Origin of the sequence: Pseudomonas sp. NPDC088890, from assembly GCF_044900155.1 — a bacterium.
GTDB lineage: Bacteria > Pseudomonadota > Gammaproteobacteria > Pseudomonadales > Pseudomonadaceae > Aquipseudomonas > Aquipseudomonas urmiensis.
Window position 1 is genome coordinate 165261 of the sequence record NZ_JBJDNG010000001.1, and the last position, 22069, is coordinate 187329.

General features: G+C 59.0%; 17 protein-coding genes. 13 read left to right on the top strand and 4 right to left on the bottom strand.

Translation table 11 applies throughout. From position 1 onward, the window contains the following. Positions 1-134: 134 nt before the first annotated feature. The 4 genes from ACI2JX_RS00725 to ACI2JX_RS00740 all read right to left on the bottom strand — a co-directional run bounded on the left by ACI2JX_RS00725 (position 135) and on the right by ACI2JX_RS00740 (position 3754). Entirely contained in the window at positions 135-875 is a 741-nt protein-coding gene (locus tag ACI2JX_RS00725) for a YciK family oxidoreductase (RefSeq protein WP_264235168.1), read from the bottom strand. 119 nt (positions 876-994) lie between these two features. Then, entirely contained in the window at positions 995-1666 is a 672-nt protein-coding gene (gene mupP, locus ACI2JX_RS00730) for an N-acetylmuramic acid 6-phosphate phosphatase MupP (protein WP_264235169.1), read from the bottom strand. A gap of 2 nt (positions 1667-1668) precedes the next feature. Beyond that, on the bottom strand, positions 1669-2367 hold the full coding sequence (gene ubiG, locus ACI2JX_RS00735; RefSeq protein ID WP_264235171.1) for a bifunctional 2-polyprenyl-6-hydroxyphenol methylase/3-demethylubiquinol 3-O-methyltransferase UbiG: 699 nt from the start codon (positions 2365-2367) through the stop codon (positions 1669-1671). A 64-nt stretch (positions 2368-2431) separates the two neighbouring features. Further along, complete coding sequence (locus ACI2JX_RS00740; protein ID WP_404689139.1) at positions 2432-3754, bottom strand: TRZ/ATZ family hydrolase; 1323 nt, start codon at positions 3752-3754, stop codon at positions 2432-2434. A 109-nt stretch (positions 3755-3863) separates the two neighbouring features. On the opposite strand from ACI2JX_RS00740, the gene mtnA reads away from it, so the two are divergent. The 13 genes from mtnA (at position 3864) to ACI2JX_RS00805 (ending at position 22030) form a co-directional block, all read left to right on the top strand. After that, positions 3864-4940 carry an S-methyl-5-thioribose-1-phosphate isomerase gene (gene mtnA / locus ACI2JX_RS00745; RefSeq protein ID WP_264235173.1) on the top strand — a complete coding sequence of 359 codons (1077 nt, stop codon included), beginning with the start codon at positions 3864-3866 and terminating at the stop codon, positions 4938-4940. Between the two features lie 382 nt (positions 4941-5322). Then, positions 5323-8088, top strand: coding sequence for a DNA gyrase subunit A (gyrA, locus tag ACI2JX_RS00750; protein WP_368972572.1), 2766 nt, complete (start codon positions 5323-5325; stop codon positions 8086-8088). 70 nt (positions 8089-8158) lie between these two features. Further along, entirely contained in the window at positions 8159-9244 is a 1086-nt protein-coding gene (gene serC / locus ACI2JX_RS00755) for a 3-phosphoserine/phosphohydroxythreonine transaminase (protein WP_312155340.1), read from the top strand. Beyond that, the gene (gene pheA / locus ACI2JX_RS00760; protein ID WP_186554757.1) at positions 9244-10338 is read left to right on the top strand and encodes a prephenate dehydratase; all 1095 of its coding nucleotides are present in this window, start codon (positions 9244-9246) and stop codon (positions 10336-10338) included. The genes serC and pheA overlap by 1 nt, the downstream gene beginning before the upstream one ends. Before the next feature lie 144 nt (positions 10339-10482). Further along, positions 10483-12690 (top strand): bifunctional prephenate dehydrogenase/3-phosphoshikimate 1-carboxyvinyltransferase, encoded by a 2208-nt coding sequence (locus tag ACI2JX_RS00765; RefSeq protein WP_404689514.1) that lies wholly within the window; start codon positions 10483-10485, stop codon positions 12688-12690. Next, a complete protein-coding gene (gene cmk, locus ACI2JX_RS00770) occupies positions 12687-13373 on the top strand; it encodes a (d)CMP kinase (protein WP_186554759.1) in 687 nt (228 codons plus the stop codon). The genes ACI2JX_RS00765 and cmk overlap by 4 nt, the downstream gene beginning before the upstream one ends. Positions 13374-13495: 122 nt before the next feature. After that, on the top strand, positions 13496-15172 hold the full coding sequence (gene rpsA, locus ACI2JX_RS00775) for a 30S ribosomal protein S1 (protein WP_186554760.1): 1677 nt from the start codon (positions 13496-13498) through the stop codon (positions 15170-15172). Positions 15173-15664: 492 nt separating this feature from the next. Beyond that, entirely contained in the window at positions 15665-15964 is a 300-nt protein-coding gene (ihfB, locus tag ACI2JX_RS00780) for an integration host factor subunit beta (protein ID WP_186554761.1), read from the top strand. Between the two features lie 19 nt (positions 15965-15983). Beyond that, positions 15984-16247 (top strand): lipopolysaccharide assembly protein LapA domain-containing protein, encoded by a 264-nt coding sequence (locus tag ACI2JX_RS00785; protein ID WP_186554762.1) that lies wholly within the window; start codon positions 15984-15986, stop codon positions 16245-16247. 104 nt (positions 16248-16351) lie between these two features. Next, positions 16352-17791: an MBL fold metallo-hydrolase RNA specificity domain-containing protein gene (locus ACI2JX_RS00790; RefSeq protein ID WP_404689140.1), complete on the top strand. Its 1440-nt coding sequence runs from the start codon at positions 16352-16354 to the stop codon at positions 17789-17791. Between the two features lie 217 nt (positions 17792-18008). After that, positions 18009-19064 (top strand): LPS O-antigen chain length determinant protein WzzB, encoded by a 1056-nt coding sequence (locus ACI2JX_RS00795; RefSeq protein WP_404689141.1) that lies wholly within the window; start codon positions 18009-18011, stop codon positions 19062-19064. A 500-nt stretch (positions 19065-19564) separates the two neighbouring features. Continuing rightward, complete coding sequence (locus ACI2JX_RS00800) at positions 19565-20878, top strand: nucleotide sugar dehydrogenase (protein ID WP_404689142.1); 1314 nt, start codon at positions 19565-19567, stop codon at positions 20876-20878. A 135-nt stretch (positions 20879-21013) separates the two neighbouring features. Then, entirely contained in the window at positions 21014-22030 is a 1017-nt protein-coding gene (locus tag ACI2JX_RS00805) for a TDP-N-acetylfucosamine:lipid II N-acetylfucosaminyltransferase (protein WP_404689143.1), read from the top strand. The last annotated feature ends 39 nt before the right edge of the window (positions 22031-22069 follow it).

A 22069-nucleotide genomic window follows, 5' to 3' on the forward strand; every position in this document is an offset into this window, starting at 1 on the left:
GGCTTTGTTGCGTAACAACAATCCTAGGAGTGTCGCCTGCGGCCCTCTCACAGGCACAGCGCAGCCAAATGGGCTGCTCGCTATCCCTGTGGGAGCGGGCTTGCCCGCGAAGAGGCCAGTGAAGGTAGCCGAGATTACTGGGCGTTCAGCGCCTGCCCATTCACATCCTTGCTATCTGGCCCCATCAGGTACAGATATACCGGCATGATCTCTTCAGGCAGCGGATTATCCTGCGGATTCTCGCTCGGATAGGCCAGCGCGCGCATGGCGGTGCGGGTCGCCCCTGGGTTGATGCTGTTTGAGCGTACCGGCGCCACGTTTTCCAGCTCGTCGGCCAAGGTCTGCATCAGCCCTTCGGTAGCGAACTTCGACACCCCGTACGCACCCCAGTAAGCCCGGCCCTTGCGGCCAACGCTGCTGGAGGTGAACACCACCGAAGCATCTTCGGACAGCTTGAGCAGCGGCAGCAGGGTGCTGGTGAGCATGAACGTGGCATTGACGTTGATGTGCATCACGCGCATGAAGTTGTCACCCGACAGCTGCTCGAGCGGGGTGCGCGGGCCGATGATCGAGGCATTGTTGAGCAGGCCGTCGAGGCGACCAAACTCTTTCTCGATCATCACCGCCAGCTCGTCGTACTGGTGGGGCAGGGCAGTTTCCAGGTTGAACGGGACAACAACGGGCTCAGGGTGGCCGGCGGCGACGATTTCATCATAGACCTGGTTGAGATTGGCTTCGGTCTTGCCCAGCAGCAGGACGGTGGCGCCAAGGGCGGCGTAGGCCTTGGCGGCAGCGGCTCCGATGCCACGGCCAGCGCCGGTGACCAGGATGACCCGGCCTTTGAGCAGGTCGGGGCGGGCGGTGTAGTCGAACATGAGGTCTGTCCTTTGAATTCAGTAAGGCCGCACATCTGCGTGGGAGCGGGCTTGCCCGGCGATAGCATCCTGGCGGACAAGCCCGCTCCCATCCAGCTCGCGAATCCCTTTAAGAGTAATCAGCAGCCGCAAAGCGCGCTGTCGAGCACCTTGCGCAGCTCCAGCGGGTGGTCCACCACCACGTCTGCACCCCAGTTGTTGGGGTTGTCCTGAGGATGAATATAGCCATAGCGCACTGCCGCCGTACGGGTACCGGCGTCGCGGCCAGACTCGATGTCGCGCAGGTCATCGCCGACGAACAAGACGCTGGCCGGGTCCAGGTCCAGGGTCTTGCAGGCCAGGATCAGCGGCTCAGGGTCAGGCTTGCTGTTCTTCACATGGTCCGGGCAGATCAACAACGCCGAACGCTCGGCCAGGCCCAGGCGCTGCATGATCGGCTCGGCGAAGCGCACCGGCTTGTTGGTCACCACACCCCAGATAAGGCCGCCTTTTTCGATGTCGGCCAACAGTTCGCCCATGCCATCGAACAGCTTGCTGTGCACGGCACAATCTCGCTGATAGCGCTCGAGGAACTCCAGACGCAGGGCCTCGAAGCCTTCTTCTTGCGGGTCCATGGCGAACGTCGCAGCGACCATCGCCCGGGCGCCGCCGGAGATCACGTCGCGGATCAGTTTGTCGTCAATGGCAGGCAGCCCGCGCTCGGCGAGCATGGCCTGGCAGATGGCGATGAAGTCCGGCGCGGTGTCCAGCAGCGTGCCGTCCATGTCGAAGAGTACTGCTCGCAAACGCATGCTCATTCCTCGCGCAGGGTCTGGATCATGTAGTTGACGTCAACGTCGCTGCTCAGCTTGTAGTGCTTGGTCAGCGGGTTGTAGGTCAGGCCGATGATGTCCTTGACTTCCAGGCCGGCCACGCGGCTCCAGGCGCCGAGCTCCGACGGGCGGATGAATTTCTTGAAGTCGTGGGTGCCGCGCGGGAGCATCTTGAGGATGTACTCGGCGCCGATGATCGCCAGCAGGTAGGCCTTGGGGTTGCGGTTGATGGTGGAGAAGAACACCTGGCCGCCCGGCTTGACCATGCGGTAGCAGGCGCGGATCACCGACGATGGGTCGGGCACGTGCTCGAGCATCTCAAGGCAGGTGACCACGTCGAACTGCTCGGGCATTTCTTCTGCCAGGGCCTCGGCGGTGATCTGCCGGTATTCGACTTCGACGCCCGATTCCAGCTGGTGCAGCTGGGCCACGGCCAGCGGTGCTTCGCCCATGTCGATGCCAGTCACAGTGGCGCCGCGCTGGGCCATGGCTTCGCTGAGGATGCCGCCGCCGCAGCCGACGTCGAGTACCTTCTTGCCGGCCAGGCTGACGCGTTCATCGATCCAGTTCACGCGCAGCGGGTTGATGTCGTGCAGCGGCTTGAACTCGCTCTCGCGGTCCCACCAGCGGTGAGCCAGGGCCTCGAATTTGGCGATTTCGGCGTGGTCGACGTTGCTCATTGAACAAATCCTCTGAATCTTCGATAAAAGGTGTCACAGGGCGGCAGCCGCAGCTGCCGGCCAGTCATTCTTTGCCTGCGATGCGCGTGCCCCAGGTGCGGGCCATGGCGGTCAGCGCCGCTTCGTCCATGCGCGTCAGGCGGCGCTCGTCGAGCAGTTGCTCGCCGGCCACCCAGACATGCCGCGCGCAGTCGCGGCTGGTGGCGTAGATCAATTGTGAAACCGGGTCGTGGACCGGCTGCTGGGCCAGCCCCGACAGGTCGAAGGCCACCAGGTCTGCAGCCTTGCCCACCTCCAGCGAACCGATGCGCGCTTCCAGTCCCAGGGCGCGGGCGCCGTTGAGGGTGGCCATGCGCAGCGCGCGGTGGGCATCCAGCGCCGCCGCAGAGCCAGCGACCGCCTTGGCCAGCAGGGCGGCGGTGCGGGTTTCGCCCAGCAGGTCCAGATCGTTGTTGCTGGCCGCGCCATCGGTGCCTACCGCGACATTGACCCCAGCCTGCCACAGGCGCTCGACCGGGCAGAAGCCGCTGGCCAGCTTGAGGTTGGACTCCGGGCAGTGGATCACGCTGGTGTTGCTTTCTACCAGTAGCGCCAGATCGTCGTCGCTGATCTGGGTCATGTGCACCGCTTGCAGGTTGGGGCCCAGCAGGCCCAGCCGAGCCAGCCGGGCCAGCGGCCGCTCGCCATGCTCGGCCACGGCCTGCTCGACCTCGCTGGCGGTTTCGTGGATATGCATGTGCAGCGGCGCATCCAATTGGTCGGCGATCACCCGGATCTTCTCCAGGTTCTGGTCGTTGACCGTATACGGAGCGTGCGGGCCGAGGGCGATGGTGATGCGCGGGTGATGGCGCAAATCGCCGAACAGCTCGATGGCCAGGTGCAGGCCTTCGTCCGGCGTGCGCGCGCCAGGGATCGGGAAGTCCAGCAGCGGCACCGCCACCTGGGCACGGATGCCACTACGGTGGACCCGGTCGCAGGCCTCGCGGGGGTAGAAATACATGTCGGCGAAGCAGGTGATGCCGCCTTTGAGCTGCTCGGCGATGGCCAGGTCCGTGCCATCACGGACGAACCCTTCATCGACCCAGCGCCCCTCGGCCGGCCAGATGTGTTCGTGCAGCCAGGTCATCAAGGGCAAGTCGTCAGCCAGACCACGGAACAAAGTCATGGCGGCGTGGCCATGGGCGTTGACCAGGCCAGGGCAGAGCAGGCAATCGGGCAGCTCGCGCACCTCGTTGGCCGCGGGTGCGCGCTCGCGCGGGCCGATCCAGGCGATCAGGCCGTTGCGCAGGCCCAGGGCATGGCCTTCCAGTACTACCCCGGCCGGTTCCACAGGTACCAGCCAAGCCGGCACCAGCAGCAGGTCGAGGGGCGTGGAGGGCGTGGGCATGCGTGGGCTACCTGCAACGTTTGGGCGGAACGCGCAGTATACCCGAGCGCCCGCGGCTGAGGCTCGCTATAATCGCCGCCTTTTGATCACCGAACGACGGGGAGAGGCGATGCGCGAGCGACTTTTGGCGGCGGAGAAGGTGACCGGCATCCAGTGGCGTGACGGCACCCTGCATCTGCTCGACCAGCGCCTGTTGCCGTCGCAAGAGCACTGGCTGGCTTGCGCCGATGTAGCCGACGTGGTCAAGGCGATCCAGGGTATGGCGGTGCGTGGCGCGCCAGCGATTGGCATCAGCGCCGCCTACGGCTTGGTGCTGGCCCTGCGCGATCGGCTGGCCGAGGATGACGACTGGGAAATGGCCCTGGAGGAGGATTTTCTCGCCCTGGCCGAGTCGCGCCCGACCGCCGCCAACTTGTTCTGGTCGCTCAACCGCATGCGTGATCGCCTGCAGCGCCTGCGCCCGGATGAAGACGTGCTGGCGGTAATGGAGGCCGAAGCCGTGGCGATCCATGAAAGCGACCGTGAAGCCAACCTGACCATGGCCCAGTACGGCATCGAGCAGATCCGCCGCCATCAAGGTAATGAGCAGACCCTGCTCACCCACGGCAATGCCGGGGCCTTGGCCAGCGGCGGCTTTGGCACGGCGCTGGGGGTGATTCGCGCAGCCTTCCTCGAAGGGATGGTCGAGCGCGTGTATGTCGGTGAAACCCGCCCTTGGTTGCAGGGTTCGCGCCTGACTACCTGGGAGCTGGCCCACGAAGGCATCCCGGCGACGCTCTGCGCGGATTCGGCGATGGCCCACCTGATGAAGGTCAAGGGCATCACCTGGGTGGTGGTTGGCGCCGACTGCATCGCTGCCAATGGCGATGTGGCCAGCAAGATCGGCACTTACCAGATGGCGGTGGCGGCAATGCACCACGGTGTGCGCTTCATGGTCGTGGCGCCGAGCACCAGCATCGACCTGAACCTGGCGACGGGTGATGACATTCCACTGGAAGAGCGCGATGCCGACGAGTTGCTGGATGTCGCGGCCAGCCGCTTCGCCGCTGAGGTGGAGGTGTTCAATCCGGTGTTCGACGTGACCCCGGCGGATCTGGTCGATGTGATCGTGACCGAAAAAGGCATCGTCGAGCGGCCAGACACCGCCAAGCTTGCCCAATTGATGTGCCGTAAGCGTCTGCATTGATCAGGTAATTGTTATGGAGGGGGCTGCTTTGCAGCCCTTCGCGGGCAAGCCCGCTCCCACAGGGATAGCGCCGTTCTGTGCGACAGCGTTATGCCTGTGGGGGCGGGCTTGCCCGCGAAGGGCCGCAAAGCGGCCCCCAGGTTTATCAAGGCACATCTTCTTGTCACTTCACGCTTCAAGCCTGTCGCTCGCTTTTGGCCTTTGTGATACCATCCGGCAGTTTCCAAGGCCGCCCATTGAGGTGGTCTTCATTGCGCAGATCCAAGGCACAACCTATTGATTTGTCGTAAGTCGTCGCACCACTGTGCGCTGCGGCGACGAGCTTCGTTCGTCCTTGATGGACTTGGACGAGGTTTCACCAGAAAAAGGAATCAGGCTTCTCATGGGCGAACTGGCCAAAGAAATCCTCCCGGTCAATATCGAAGACGAACTGAGACAGTCTTACCTCGACTACGCGATGAGCGTGATTGTCGGGCGTGCACTGCCCGATGCGCGTGACGGCTTGAAACCCGTGCATCGCCGCGTTCTCTATGCGATGAGCGAGCTGGGCAACGACTGGAACAAACCGTACAAGAAGTCCGCCCGTGTGGTCGGTGACGTCATCGGTAAGTACCACCCGCACGGCGACACTGCGGTCTACGACACCATCGTGCGTATGGCCCAGCCGTTCTCGCTGCGCTACCTGCTGGTCGACGGTCAGGGCAACTTCGGTTCGGTCGACGGCGATAACGCCGCAGCGATGCGATACACCGAAGTGCGCATGACCAAGCTGGCCCACGAGCTGCTGGCCGACCTGCATAAAGAAACGGTCGACTGGGTGCCCAACTATGACGGCACCGAGCAGATCCCGGCGGTCATGCCAACGCGGATTCCAAACCTGCTGGTCAACGGTTCCAGCGGTATTGCTGTGGGCATGGCGACCAACATCCCGCCGCACAACCTCGGCGAGGTCATCGACGGCTGCCTGGCGCTGATCGACAACTCGGAAATCACCGTCGATGAGCTGATGCAGTTCATCCCTGGCCCTGACTTCCCAACGGCCGGCCTGATCAATGGTCGGTCCGGCATCATCGAGGCCTATCGCACCGGCCGTGGCCGCATCTATATGCGCGCCCGCTCCGAGATCGAGGACATCGACAAGGTCGGTGGTCGCCAGCAGATCGTCATCACCGAGCTGCCGTACCAGCTGAACAAGGCCCGTCTGATCGAGAAGATCGCCGAGCTGGTCAAAGAGAAGAAACTCGAAGGCATCACCGAGCTGCGCGATGAGTCCGACAAGGACGGCATGCGCATCGTCATCGAGCTGCGTCGCGGCGAAGTGCCAGAGGTGATCCTCAACAACCTCTATGCCCAGACCCAGCTGCAAAGCGTATTCGGCATCAACATCGTCGCCCTGATCGACGGTCGTCCGCGCCTGCTCAACCTCAAGGACTTGCTCGAAGCGTTCGTCCGTCACCGCCGTGAAGTGGTGACCCGTCGTACTGTATTCGAGCTGCGCAAGGCCCGTGAACGTGGCCATATCCTTGAAGGCCAGGCGGTTGCGCTGTCCAACATCGATCCGGTCATCGCCCTGATCAAGGCCTCGCCGACCCCGTCCGAAGCCAAGGAAGCCCTGGTTACCACGCCTTGGGAGTCCAGCGCCGTACAGGTCATGGTCGAGCGCGCCGGCGCCGATGCCTGCCGCCCGGAAGACCTCGATCCGCAATACGGCATGCGCGACGGCAAGTACTTCCTGTCGCCGGAACAGGCCCAGGCCATTCTTGACCTGCGTCTGCACCGCCTGACCGGTCTCGAGCACGAGAAGCTGCTGGCCGAGTACCAAGAGATTCTCGACCAGATCGGCGAGCTGATCCGCATCCTCAGCAGCGCCGAGCGCCTGATGGAAGTGATCCGCGAAGAGCTCGAAGCGATCCGCGCCGAGTACGGCGATGTGCGCCGCACCGAAATCCTCGATGCCCGTCACGACCTCAGCTACGGCGACATGATCCCGGAAGAAGAGCGCGTGGTGACCATCTCCCACGGTGGTTATGCCAAGACCCAGCCGTTGTCCGCCTACCAGGCCCAGCGCCGTGGCGGCAAAGGCAAGTCGGCTACCGGCGTCAAGGACGAGGACTACATCGAGCACCTGCTGGTCGCCAACAGCCACGCCACCCTGTTGCTGTTCTCCAGCAAGGGCAAGGTGTACTGGCTCAAGACCTACGACATTCCCGAAGCGTCTCGCGCTGCCCGGGGTCGTCCGCTGGTCAACCTGCTGCCGCTGGAGGAGGGTGAAGGTATCACCGCCATGCTGCAGATTGACCTCGAAGCGCTGCAGCAGAGCGCTGGCGTCGATGAAGACATCGACGATGCCGACGACACCGTGCTCGAAGGCGAGGTGGTCGAGCCAGAAGAAATCGACGAAGAAGACGGCGATACGCCGGAACTGGTCGCCGAACCGACTGGCGCCTACATCTTCATGGCTACCGCTTCGGGTACCGTCAAGAAGACCCCGCTGGTGCAGTTCGCCCGTCCGCGCTCCAATGGCCTGATCGCCCTGAAGCTCAAGGAAGGTGACACCCTGATCGCCGCGGCCATCACCGACGGCGCCAAGGAAGTCATGATGTTCTCCGACGCTGGCAAGGTGATTCGCTTCGCCGAGAGCGTGGTCCGTGAAATGGGCCGTACCGCACGCGGCGTACGCGGCATGAAGCTGGGCAAAGGCCAGCGGATCATCTCGATGCTGATCCCAGAGTCCGGCGCGCAGATTCTCACCGCCTCCGAGCGTGGCTTCGGCAAGCGCACACCGCTGTCCAAGTTCCCACGTCGCGGCCGTGGTGGCCAGGGCGTGATCGCCATGGGTACCAAGGGGCGCAACGGTCTGTTGATCGGAGCGATCCAGGTCCAGGAAGGTGAAGAGATCATGCTGATCTCCGACCAGGGCACGTTGGTGCGTACCCGGGTGGGCGAGGTCTCCAGCCTGGGTCGTAACACCCAGGGTGTGACCCTGATCAAGCTGGCCAGCGACGAGACCCTGGTGGGGCTCGAGCGGATCCAGGAGCCTTCCGAAGACCTCGATGAACTGATCGAGGGCGAAGAGGGCGTCGAGATCGGCGCGGTGGACGCGGCTGATGACGATGCCGGCGCCGCCGAAGAGGCGCCTCAGGAATAACACAGCGCAACAACCCGGCGGGGCGACTATGGTCGCCCCGCTTACTGAACAGAGCAGAGCGAGAGTGGATGTGAGCAAACGAGCCTTTAACTTCTGCGCAGGCCCTGCTGCGCTTCCTGACGCTGTCCTGCAGCGCGCCCAGGCTGAAATGCTGGACTGGCGTGGCAAGGGCTTGTCGGTGATGGAGATGAGCCATCGCAGCGACGACTACGTGGCCATCGCTGAAAAGGCCGAGCAAGATCTGCGTGACCTGCTGTCCGTCCCCTCCAACTACAAAGTCCTGTTCCTGCAGGGTGGTGCCAGCCAGCAGTTTGCCGAGATCCCGCTGAACCTGCTGCCGGAAACCGGCACTGCCGACTACGTCGAAACCGGCATCTGGTCGAAAAAGGCCATCGAAGAAGCGCGCCGCTTCGGCAACATCAATGTCGCTGCCAGCGCCAAGGGCTACGACTACCTGGCCATTCCAGGCCAGAACGAATGGAACCTGACCAAGAACGCCGCATACGTCCACTATGCGTCCAACGAAACCATCGGCGGCCTGCAGTTTGACTGGGTGCCGGCGACCGGTGACGTGCCGTTGGTGGTCGACATGTCGTCCGACATCCTCTCGCGTCCGATCAACGTTGCCGACTACGGCCTGATCTACGCCGGTGCGCAGAAGAACATCGGTCCAAGCGGCCTGGTGGTGGTGATCGTGCGCGAAGACCTGCTCGGTCGCGCCCGCAGCAGCTGCCCGACCATGCTCGACTACAAGGTTTCGGCCGACAACGGCTCGATGTACAACACCCCGGCTACTTACTCCTGGTACCTCTCGGGCCTGGTGTTCGAGTGGCTCAAGGAGCAGGGTGGCGTCGAGGCCATGGAAGCACGCAACCGCGCCAAGAAAGACCGTCTGTACGGTTTCATCGATGCCAGCGACTTCTACACCAACCCGATCAGCGTCAACGCCCGTTCGTGGATGAACGTACCGTTCCGCCTGGCTGACGAGCGCCTGGACAAGGCCTTCCTCGCCGGTGCTGACGCGCGCGGCCTGCTCAACCTCAAGGGGCACCGTTCGGTCGGCGGCATGCGTGCCTCGATCTACAACGCCCTGGGTCTGGACGCCGTTGAAGCGCTGGTCGGCTACATGGCCGAATTCGAGAAGGAGCACGCTTGATGGCCGAGCAGGAACTCAAGGCGCTGCGCGTACGCATCGACAGCCTCGACGAGAAGATCCTCGAGCTGATCAGCGAGCGTGCCCGCTGCGCCCAGGAAGTGGCCAAGGTCAAGACCGCCACCCTGGCCGAAGGCGAGAAGCCGGTGTTCTATCGCCCTGAGCGCGAAGCTGCTGTGCTCAAGCGCGTCATGGAGCGCAACAAGGGGCCGCTGGGTAACGAAGAGATGGCGCGGCTGTTCCGCGAAATCATGTCCTCGTGCCTGGCCCTGGAAGAGCCGCTCAAGGTCGCCTACCTCGGCCCTGAAGGTACCTTCACCCAGGCAGCGGCGATGAAGCACTTTGGTCACGCCGTGATCAGCAAGCCGATGGCAGCGATCGACGAGGTGTTCCGCGAAGTGGCAGCTGGCGCGGTCAACTTCGGCGTAGTGCCGGTGGAGAACTCCACCGAGGGTGCGGTCAGCCACACCCTCGACAGCTTCCTCGAGCACGACATGGTCATCTGCGGTGAAGTCGAGCTGCGTATTCACCACCACCTGTTGGTGGGTGAGAACACCAAGACCGACAGCATCACCCGCATCTACTCCCACGCCCAATCGCTGGCCCAGTGCCGCAAGTGGCTGGACGCCCATTACCCGAATGTCGAGCGCGTGGCGGTATCGAGCAACGCCGAGGCGGCCAAGCGGGTCAAGGGTGAGTGGAATTCGGCAGCGATCGCCGGTGATATGGCGGCCAACCTGTATGGTTTGACTCGCCTGGCGGAGAAGATCGAAGACCGTCCGGACAACTCCACGCGGTTCTTGATGATCGGCAGCCAGGAAGTCCCGCCGACCGGCGACGACAAGACCTCGATCATTGTCTCGATGAGTAACAAGCCCGGTGCGCTGCATGAGCTGCTGGTGCCGTTCCATGACAATGGCATCGACCTGACTCGCATCGAGACTCGTCCGTCGCGTAGCGGCAAGTGGACGTACGTGTTCTTCATCGACTTCGTGGGTCATCACCGCGATCCGCTGATCAAGGCGGTGCTGGAGAAGATCAGCCAGGAAGCCGTTGCGCTGAAAGTGCTGGGCTCGTATCCGAAGGCGGTACTCTGACGTTGAAGCGGGTCTGTGAGGGTGATGGGGCGCGCAGCGGCCCCAGCCCCTCAAATGACCTGCATGGTTTCATCCGGCAGCAGGCTGCCGTTCTGAACAGGGTTCGCACTCGTGGTTGATGTGGTAGCAAACAAATCCGCGCCGATTATCGGTCGCCTGGTAGTCGTCGGCCTCGGCCTGATCGGCGGCTCGTTCGCCAAGGGCCTGCGCGAAAGCGGCCTGTGCCGCGAAGTGGTCGGTGTCGATCTCGACGCACCCTCACGCAAACAGGCAGTAGCGCTAGGCGTGGTCGACCGCTGCGAAGAAGACTTGGCGACCGCCTGCTTCGGCGCCGACGTCATCCAGCTGGCCGTGCCAATCCTGGCCATGGAAAAAGTCCTCGCGCGCCTGGCCCAGCTCGATCTCGGCGACGCAGTCATCACCGATGTCGGCAGCGCCAAGTGCAACGTGGTACGCGCCGCCCGCGAAGTGCTCGGTGCGTCCCTGCCGCGCTTCGTCCCCGGTCACCCGATAGCCGGCTCCGAGCAGAGCGGGGTGGAGGCGTCCAATGCGACGCTGTTCCGCCGCCATAAAGTCATCCTCACGCCTCTGGCTGAAACCGACCCTGCCGCGCTGGCGCTGGTCGATCGCCTGTGGCGCGCGCTGGATGCAGATGTCGAGCACATGCCGGTGGAGCGCCACGACGAAGTGCTGGCCGCCACCAGTCACCTGCCGCACCTGCTGGCGTTTGGTCTGGTCGACTCGCTGGCCAAGCGCAATGAAAACCTCGAGATCTTCCGGTACGCTGCGGGAGGCTTCCGCGATTTCACGAGAATCGCCGGTAGCGACCCGATCATGTGGCACGACATCTTCCTCGCCAACCGCGAAGCTGTCCTGCGCACCCTTGATACATTTCGTAGCGACCTCGACGCCTTGCGCGACGCGGTCGATGCAGGGGACGGGCACCAGTTGCTGGGTGTATTCACCCGCGCTCGGGTTGCCCGCGAGCATTTCAGTAAAATCTTGGCCCGTCGGGCCTATGTGGACGCTATGAACGCCAACGATCTGATTTTCCTGGCCCAACCTGGTGGCCGCGTGTCCGGACGGATCCGCGTTCCAGGCGACAAGTCGATTTCCCATCGCTCGATCATGCTCGGCTCGCTGGCCGAAGGCACCACCGAGGTCGAAGGCTTCCTTGAAGGCGAGGACGCCCTGGCGACCCTGCAGGCCTTCCGCGACATGGGTGTGGTCATCGAAGGCCCCAACCATGGGCGGGTGACCATTCATGGCGTCGGCCTGCATGGCCTCAAGCCGCCGCCTGGGCCAATCTATGTTGGCAACTCCGGCACCTCGATGCGCCTGCTCTCCGGCCTGCTGGCCGGTCAGCCGTTCGACGTGACCATGACCGGTGATGCTTCGCTGTCCAAGCGCCCAATGAACCGCGTGGCCAACCCGCTGCGGGAAATGGGCGCCGTGGTCGAGACCGGCCCGGACGGCCGTCCACCGCTGACCATTCGCGGTGGGCAAAAGCTCAAGGCGCTGACCTACACGCTGCCGATGGCCAGTGCCCAGGTCAAATCCTGCCTGCTGCTGGCAGGGCTGTACGCCGAAGGCAAAACCACCGTCACCGAGCCGGCGCCGACCCGTGACCATACCGAGCGCATGCTGCGCGGCTTTGGCTATGCCGTTGAGTCCGACGGCCCGGTCGCCTCGCTGCAGGCTGGCGGCAAGCTGACGGCAACCCGTATCGAAGTCCCGGCAGATATTTCTTCGGCGGCGTTCTTCCTGGTCGCGGCGTCGATTGCCGAGGGTTCCGAGCTGGTGCTGGAGCACGTTGGCATCAACCCGACCCGTACCGGCGTGATCGACATCCTGCGCTTGATGGGCGGCGACATCACCCTGGAAAACCAGCGTGAAGTCGGCGGTGAGCCAGTGGCTGACCTGCGCGTGCGCGGGGCCAAGCTCAAAGGTATCGAGATCCCTGAAGAACTGGTGCCGCTGGCCATCGACGAATTCCCCGTGCTGTTCGTCGCCGCTGCCTGCGCCGAAGGGCGCACCATCCTGCGTGGCGCCGAAGAGCTGCGGGTCAAGGAATCGGACCGTATCCAGGTCATGGCTGACGGCCTGATCACCCTGGGCGTGAAGTGCCAACCGACCCCGGACGGCATCATCATCGACGGCGGCCCGATCGGCGGCGGCGAAGTGCATGGCCACGGCGACCACCGTATCGCCATGGCCTTCAGCGTTGCCTCGCTGCGCGCCACTGCGCCGGTACGCATCCATGACTGCGCCAACGTCGCCACCTCGTTCCCGAACTTCCTCACCCTGTGCGCCGAAGTTGGCATCCGCGTCGCGCAAGAGGCTCAATCGTGAATTCGCAAGCCCCCGTCATCACCATCGACGGACCTAGCGGTTCGGGTAAAGGTACCGTAGCCGGACTGCTCGCCCGCGAGCTCGGCTGGCGCCTGCTCGACTCCGGCGCGCTGTACCGTTTGCTGGCGTTCAACGCCAGCAACCATGGCGTCGACCTGACCAACGAAGAGCTGCTCAAGGCCCTGGCCGCCCATCTGGATGTGCAGTTCATCGCGGCTGAACCCGGTAAGCTGCAACAGATCATCCTTGAGGGTGAAGACGTCAGCAATGTCATCCGCACCGAGACAGTCGGCGCCGGCGCCTCGATGGTAGCTTCGCTGCCGGCAGTGCGTGAAGCCTTGCTGCAGCGTCAGCGCGCCTTCCGCGAAGCCCCCGGGTTGATCGCCGATGGCCGTGACATGGGCACCGTGGTGTTCCCCGATGCGCCCTTGAAAGTGTTCCTCACCGCCAGCGCGGAGGAACGCGCTCGACGCCGTTATTTGCAGTTGAAGGGCAAGGGTGAAGATGTTAGTCTGGCGAGTCTCCTGGATGAGATACGTGCGCGCGATGAGCGTGACACCCAGCGTGCAGTGGCCCCGCTCAAGCCGGCGGCCGATGCGATTCAGCTGGACTCGACAGAGTTGTCCATCGAGCAGGTGTTGCAACGCATCAGAAGTGAGCTCGCCCTTCGCGATCTCATTTGATGACAGGAAGGCAGGCAGGGGCACCAGTCAACGTCCTGCCCGCTTTCCTTTACATAACGAAACCCACATTGTCTGGAATGTGGCTAGGGGCGTTTCCTTCGCCCAAATCTACAGGAATTAAAATGAGCGAAAGCTTTGCAGAACTCTTTGAAGAAAGCCTGAAAACCCTCAATCTTCAGCCGGGTGCGATCATCACCGGTATCGTTGTCGACATCGACGGCGACTGGGTTACCGTACACGCTGGTCTGAAGTCCGAGGGCGTCATCCCGCTCGAGCAGTTCTACAACGAAGCTGGCGAGCTGACCATCAAGGTCGGTGACGAAGTTCACGTTGCGCTGGACGCGGTCGAAGACGGCTTTGGCGAAACCAAACTGTCCCGTGAAAAAGCCAAGCGCGCCGAGTGCTGGATTGTTCTGGAAGCAGCTTTCGCCGCCGAAGAAGTGGTCAAGGGCGTTATCAACGGTAAGGTTAAAGGCGGCTTCACTGTCGACGTTAACGGTATCCGTGCGTTCCTGCCAGGTTCCCTGGTTGATGTCCGCCCAGTGCGCGACACCACCCACCTCGAAGGCAAAGAGCTGGAATTCAAGGTCATCAAGCTGGACCAGAAGCGCAACAACGTCGTTGTTTCGCGTCGCAGCGTCCTGGAAGCCGAGAACAGCGCCGAGCGCGAAGCCCTGCTGGAAACCCTGCAGGAAGGCCAACAAGTCAAAGGTATCGTCAAGAACCTGACCGACTACGGCGCATTCGTGGACCTGGGCGGTATCGACGGCCTGCTGCACATCACCGACATGGCTTGGAAGCGTATCAAGCACCCGTCGGAAATCGTCAACGTTGGCGATGAAGTTGATGTTCGCGTCCTGAAGTTCGACCGTGAGCGCAACCGCGTTTCCCTGGGTCTGAAGCAAATGGGCGAAGATCCGTGGGTCGCTATCACTGCACGCTACCCAGAAGGTACTCGCGTACAGGCTCGCGTTACCAACCTGACCGACTACGGCTGCTTCGCTGAGCTGGAAGAAGGCGTTGAAGGTTTGGTACACGTTTCCGAAATGGACTGGACCAACAAAAACATCCACCCGTCGAAAGTCGTTCAGGTTGGCGACGAAGTGGAAGTTATGGTTCTGGACATCGACGAAGAGCGTCGTCGTATCTCCCTGGGCATCAAGCAGTGCAAGTCCAACCCATGGGAAGACTTCTCCGGCCAGTTCAACAAGGGTGACAAGATCACCGGTACCATCAAGTCGATCACCGACTTCGGTATCTTCATTGGTCTGGACGGCGGCATCGACGGTCTGGTTCACCTGTCCGACATCTCCTGGAACGAAACCGGCGAAGAAGCCGTACGTCGTTTCAAGAAGGGCGACGAGCTGGAAACCGTCATCCTGTCGGTCGATCCAGAGCGCGAGCGCATCTCCCTGGGTATCAAGCAACTGGAAGACGATCCGTTCTCCAACTTCGTTGCTGTGAACGACAAGGGTGCAATCGTTAAGGGTATCGTCAAAGAAGTTGACGCCAAAGGCGCCATCGTTACCCTGGCCGACGACATCGAAGCCACTCTGAAAGCTTCCGAAATCAGCCGTGACCGCGTCGAAGACGCCCGTAACGTCCTGAAGGAAGGCGAAGAGATCGAAGCTAAGATCATCAGCGTCGACCGTAAGTCCCGCGTTATCAGCCTGTCGATCAAATCGAAAGACGACGCTGAAGAGCGCGAAGCTATCCAGAGCCTGAAAGCGGCTCCAGAAGCTGCTGCCGACACCACCATGGCTGCGCTGCTGCGCGAAGCAATGGCCAAACAGAACTGAGTTCTGTTTGATCGGTAAAAGAAGGGCGACTTAGGTCGCCCTTTTTTATTGTCCGCCTTTTAAGCCCCTCTTTCCCGCCGAGGACTGGCACTCATCGCCTAGGAGATCACTTAGCCCTTGCGGGCTGCGCTGCCGCGCAGGGAGCAGGTTCCAGCGTGGGAGCGGGCTTGCCCCGCGATAGCGCTTAATCAGGCAATGATGTCGACCCTGCTAATGCCAGTGCCGGCCAGGCTCGCCTACAGCAGTTGTATATGCCTAAAGCGCGCTGTAGGCATTGCCTTGGCTGCGATGGGCTGCAAAGCAGCCCCAGAGGCCCTGACCCCTCTATGTCCGTGTTGCATCCCATGCCCCAGCACTGTGCGTACCCTCATCTCTCACTGCACCAATCTTGAATTTTTTTATTAAGTCAAGAACCGCCCTGTTCAAATCCCCCAGAGCGTGCTACAAACTGGTTAAGCAATGATCTAGCTGCTTGATAACGAAGGGAAAAATATGACGAAGTCGGAGCTGATCGAACGTATTGTCACCCATCAAGGGCTGCTCTCGTCCAAGGACGTCGAGCTGGCCATCAAGACCATGCTTGAGCAGATGTCGCAATGCCTGGCCACTGGCGATCGCATCGAGATCCGTGGATTTGGCAGCTTCTCTCTGCACTATCGCGCTCCCCGGGTAGGGCGCAACCCCAAGACCGGCCAGTCGGTGAGCCTCGAAGGCAAGTTCGTGCCGCACTTCAAACCGGGTAAAGAGCTGCGTGACCGGGTCAATGAAGAAGAGCATGAGGTCCACACCTGATTAGGGAAGGAACAGACTGATGCGTAATCTCAAGCGCGCCCTGGCGGCGTTGTTCGTTCTGCTGCTGGCGGCCGTGGTGCTGTTCTTCGTACTGGAAAACCAGCAAGCGGTCTCACTGGTATTGTTCGGTTGGGCGGCGCCTGCGGTGCCGGTTGCGGTACTGGTACTGGCTGCCCTGGTCGTCGGCCTGGCGGTCGGGCCTTTGCTCGGTGCCTATGGGGTCATGCGCAGCAAGCGCAAAATCCGCGCTTCGGCCCGTCAGGCGGCCGTGGCAGGCAACTAACAGGCGATTCCTACAAGTGCAGCCAATTTTTTCGATTGGCAGGCCGCGCCCAGAATGAAGTAATAGCGCCCTTCATTTTTCTGGCCCGCAAAGGTGTCGCTCGCATGGAATATCCTTTCCTGTCGCACCACGGTGGCACCCGAGGCGTCACCGGCTCCTGCCACCAGCTGCACCTTGATCCCCATACCAGCCTGTTGGTCGATTGTGGGCTCGAGCAAGGTAGTGATGCAGCCCCAGGCGCCGAATTAGCGCCGCTGGGGTTTTCCATCGAGGGTATTCAAGCCCTCATCGTCACGCACGTACACCTGGATCACGTCGGCCGAATCCCTGCCTTATTGGCTGCCGGCTATCGCGGCCCAATCCTGTGTAGCGAGCCCTCTGCAAAACTGCTCCCCCTGATCCTGGAGGATGCCTACAGGCTCGCCGTCAGCAGCGAGCCTGTTCAAGTTGCGCGATACCTGGCGCTACTCGAGAGTATCGTTACGCCCTTGTCATTTGCTCAGTGGCACAACCTGGTCGAAACTGATGACATGGTGTGTCGCATCCGCCTGCAGCGCGCTGGGCATCTGCTTGGTTCCGCTTATGTCGAATGCGATGTGCAGCGGGCAGGTCAAGCGGGCAGCACGCGTATCGTGTTCTCGGGCGATCTCGGTGCGCCCAACAACCCGCTGTTACGGCCTGTTCAACCACCTGAGCGCGCAGACCTGTTGGTGCTGGAAAGCACCTATGGCGACCGCCTGCACCCTGATCGTAGTGAGCGACAGCAACGTTTGGAAGCCGCGATCGATCGCGCGCTCACCGATCAAGGCACCATTCTCATACCCGCGTTCAGCCTTGGCCGTACACAGGAACTGCTGTATGAGCTAGAAGACATTCTGCATCGCAAAGGCTTGCTCAGTGCAGAGGGCGAGATCACGGGTAATGACGCCCTCATCTGGTCGCGACTGCCGATCATCCTCGACTCACCACTGGCCTTGCGCATCACTCAAGCCTATCGGGAGCTGCATCGGTTCTGGAACGATGAGGCCAGGCAGCGGTTGAGCGAAGGGCGCAAGCCGCTGGCGTTCGAGCAACTGCTGTGCATCGATAGCCATGCCAAGCATCAGCAGGTGGTCAATTACCTCAAGAGCACTGGGCGGCCGGCGATTGTCATTGCCGGCAACGGCATGTGCTCGGGTGGGCGGATCGTCAATTACCTCAAGGCGATGCTTGGGGATTCGCGGCATGAGGTGATGTTCGTCGGGTATCAGGGGAGGGGGACGCCTGGGGCGGTGATACAGGCTAGTGCAGTGGGGAGCGAATATGCTTGGGTTGATCTGGATGGAGAAAGGATTGAAATTTATGCCAAGGTAATGACACTGGGCGGCTACTCAGCGCATGCAGATCAACAAGGGTTGATCAGGTTCGCGTTGGGTTCAGCGAGCGCGGCCAAGCAGGTCGTGCTAGTGCACGGAGAGCGCGAAAGCAAGAGCGTGTTGGCGAAGGCTCTGGCGCACAGGTTTGCGCAGCTTGGAAATGAGGTAAATGTCACAGTTCCGCCATGACCGGCTGGCGGAGTGGCGAGCGTTAGTCGAAAAAGGAGGAACTTTCCTGCGAGAGGCCCTCTCTATTACTGATTAACGCTTTTGGAGTGAAGAGTGGCGAGCATATTGGCAAATTGCCGCTACGCTTCATCAGGGCAGGCGACACGCCACGGAGTGGCTCAGTCGGGCCTGTTCAGGAATGTACGTAACCAGACGGACCCAAGGAATATTAGAATAAATGCGCAATGAACCTGAGCGCCGCTATGGTGATGATGAGATTGATCTGTTCGAGCTGGTTGAGGGGTTGTGGAAGCAGAAGGTACTGATCATTTTAACGACGGTCATCGTGACCGCGGCAGCCGTGGCTTACGCGCTGCTTGCTACACCGATCTATGAAGCCAAGGTCTTCGTTCAGCCGCCTTCCCAGAATGATGTGGCTCAGCTGAATTATGGGCGCGGCGGTGACTCTGGGCTTTCGATGCTGGGGGTCAAGGATGTGTACGAGATCTACCTGCGCCATCTGCAATCGGAATCGCTGCGTAGGGAATTCTTCCGATCGATTTATCTGCCCAGTCTTCCGGAAGATGAACGGAAAGGCTCGCAAGACGTTTTGTATGGCCGATTTGAGGATGTCCTAGCGGTTAGTGTCGCAGCGAAGGATACACCAAGTCGTTTTGTTGTGAGGGCGAATGGGCCTGACCCACAGCAAGCTGCTGAATGGGTAGTGCGTTATGTCGAAATGGCCGGGCAACGCGGTGTTCGGGAGGTGATCAAGGACGTAAAGGCAGATGCTACGATCAAGGCGAACAATTTGGAGCAGAGAATTAGCGCTGCTAGAGAAAGCGCACGAAAGCAGCGTGAAGACCAAATCGCCCAGTTGACTGAAGCATTGCGCGTCGCTAAGTCAATCGGACTGGAGAAACCCCCCATCATATCCAACAATCTTTCACGGGAAGTATCTGCCGGGATGGACGGGGCGTTGACCTATATGAGGGGAAGCAAGGCTATTGAGGCAGAAATCAATAACCTACGTACACGGGGATCTGATGACCCGTTTGTACACAACCTGCGTCAGCAAGAGGAAGCGGCTGCCTTTTATCGTGGGTTAGACATCGGTCAGGGTGTGGTGCAGGTCTTTCGTCAGGATGGTGCGATCGAGCTGCCAGACAAGCCTATCAAGCCTCGACGACTGATTATTGTATTGCTTGGCTCTCTAGCTGGCGGCGTGCTGGGGGTGGGGCTGGCGGTGATCCTGCACTTACGAAGCAAGGTCAAAGCGCGACCGAAACTCTAAAAATAGTAGAGAAACCAGCATCTAGATGCTGGAGAGTTGAGGCCTATACTGCCACAATGATATGTTATTGCGCGCATCGGAGGAGCGTGGGAACTCAATTCCCATCGGATGGATGTGATTGACCTGATTGGTTGTCTAGGTTAGGGAAAGGTCGTAGCCTCGCTATCGGTTGTTCCGGGGCAAGCACGGTGTGATGGCTGCCCTTGATCCAAGATCCTTGAGTTGATTCCAGTCGATCAAGCGTACTTTAAAGAGCTATCTCGTCCACGGGAGCAATACATAAAATTTGTTAAGCAGATTAGAGAGATGACCGTTGAGCCTTTTAAAAGGCAGTAGTCGTTAAGCATAGCTAATTTTATTATTAATATTTAAGTGTGCAGTGAGCGCTATTTTTTAAGTGTGTAAAATTAAATTGCTTTGGCACTGATCACGTGTGAGTGATTGGATTCAACATAAGTGTGATCAGCCTGGGCTGATGGTGCCGATTTGAGGGTTTCATAATGATAGGCTATAAAGAACAGATAATCGATAAATTCAAGTCGAAGCAGGCCGTTATTGGTATCGTCGGGTTGGGGTATGTTGGGCTTCCACTGATGCTGCGTTATAGCGCAGTTGGCTATAGAGTGATCGGCCTGGATATTGACTCAGCTAAAGTACAAAAGCTCAATTCGGGTAGAAGTTATATTGAACATATTTCTTCGGAAAATATTGCTATTGCTTTGAAGTCCGGGTTTGAGGCGGCAGACAACTTTGAAAGGGTATCTGAATGTGACGCGTTGATTCTTTGTGTTCCCACGCCGCTGAATAAATACCGAGAGCCGGATATGACATATGTGGTCGGTACAATGGAGGCTATAAGGCCTCATCTGCGTGCTGGCCAAGTGGTTTCCCTAGAGAGTACTACTTATCCAGGAACTACTGAGGAAGAGCTGCTGCCGAGGATCACTCAGCAAGGATTCGATGTTGGCAGCGATATATTTTTAGTCTACTCTCCCGAGCGAGAAGATCCTGGAAACAAACATTTCGAAACTAGGACTATTCCAAAAGTTGTTGGTGGTCACACTAAAGATTGCTTGGCGGTAGGGGTTGCATTATACGAGCAAGCTATTGATCATCTTGTTGAAGTTAGCTCAACGAAGGCGGCTGAACTAACAAAGCTGCTGGAGAATATTCACAGAGCGGTGAATATTGGGCTTGTGAATGAGATGAAGATAGTTGCCGATCGCATGAATATAGATATATTCGAGGTGATCGATGCGGCTGCTACCAAGCCTTTTGGATTTACTGCATATTACCCCGGTCCTGGGTTAGGTGGTCATTGTATCCCAATCGATCCTTTTTATCTCACCTGGAAGGCTCGGGAGTATGGTGTGCATACTCGATTTATCGAGCTGGCCGGTGAAGTGAATTGCGCAATGCCCGAATATGTACTTGCAAAACTAATGGCGGGCTTGAATGAGCACGGCAAGGCATTGAAGGGAAGTAAAGTTCTCGTTCTGGGTATCGCATATAAGAAGAATGTTGATGATATGCGGGAGTCGCCTTCTGTTGAAATTATGGAATTGATTGAGCAGAAGGGCGGGTTGGTGTCTTATAGTGATCCGCATGTGCCAGTTTTCCCTCTCATGCGCGAACATAGTTTTGATCTTAGCAGTGAGTTAATTGATGAGGAAAATTTAGCGCGTTATGATGCTGTAGTGCTGGCGACGGATCATGAGAAGTTTGATTACGATTTGATATATAAACACTCTAAGCTGATCATTGATACTCGTGGTAAATTTAGGGATGGTGGTGCGCATATAATTAGAGCCTAGTTTTAACAAGGTGGTGCACATCATAGTTTGAACCTTGATACAGGCAGCTTTTTCAGCTGCCTTTGTCAATTGATAGGGGCGCATTTACCTATCTGCTAGGGAGTTATAGATTTGTCTGGATGCAGAATTCTACACTTGATACTTCTCGATAAGTTTATCCCGCCATTTATTGATCTACTTAATCGTAGGGCAAATGTTGAGGGTCATGTTTTTTGGCTTAGAGGCGACCTTGAAAAATATAAGGTTTCCCCTGATAAGAGAACAGTTGCAGCTGAAGGGTATTCGGCTTTAGCTGGATTTATCAAATTGTTAAGAATGGCTTACACATCTGAAAAAATTATACTTCACGGACTTTTTAGTAACTATTATCTAATTTTTTTATTCTTTCAGCCATGGCTCCTGAAGAAATGTTATTGGTTTGTCTGGGGTGGTGATTTGTATGTGCATGAATTAGGTAGCAAGAATTTAAAGTGGAGAATTAAAGAGTTTGTTCGGCGCGCTGTCATAGGAAGAATCGGGCATATTGTTACGTATGTTTCAGGGGATATCGACAACGCGGAAAGGTGGTACAAGTGGCGAGGGACGCGTCACGAATGCATTTTGTATACAAGTAATATATATGCAGGGGGAGAGGTTGCTTCAACGCCGTCCACTGTCATCCGCATTCAAGTGGGTAACTCGGCCGACCCAAGTAATAATCATCTAGAAGTATTGAACCTACTCAAGGATTGTAAGGATCAGAATTTCTGTATTTATATGCCGCTGGCATATGGTGATGAGGACTATGCTAAAGTAATTGCAGATCAAGGAAGAGAGATGTTTGGGAGTAGGTTTGTCCCCATGCATGACTTCATGTCTTATGATAAGTATCTCGATTTTCTAGCAGATATTGATATTGCTATTTTTCACCATAAGCGTCAACAAGGTATGGGTAACATTATCAATCTGCTCGGAGCAGGTAAGAAAGTGTATGTTCGGAGAGGCACAAGCAGTGAGGTTGCCCTACAAAATCTAGGATTGACTACGCACACATTGGAAAGCTTTACCTTTGAATTAGACTCTGACGTTGATCGAAGGAAAAATGCTCGGTTAGTACGCGAGTATTTTTCTGAAGACAATTTAATTAAGCAGTTGTATAATATTTTTGCCTAGTTGTAGATGCTGCAAAATACCCATTAGCTCTCAGGAATT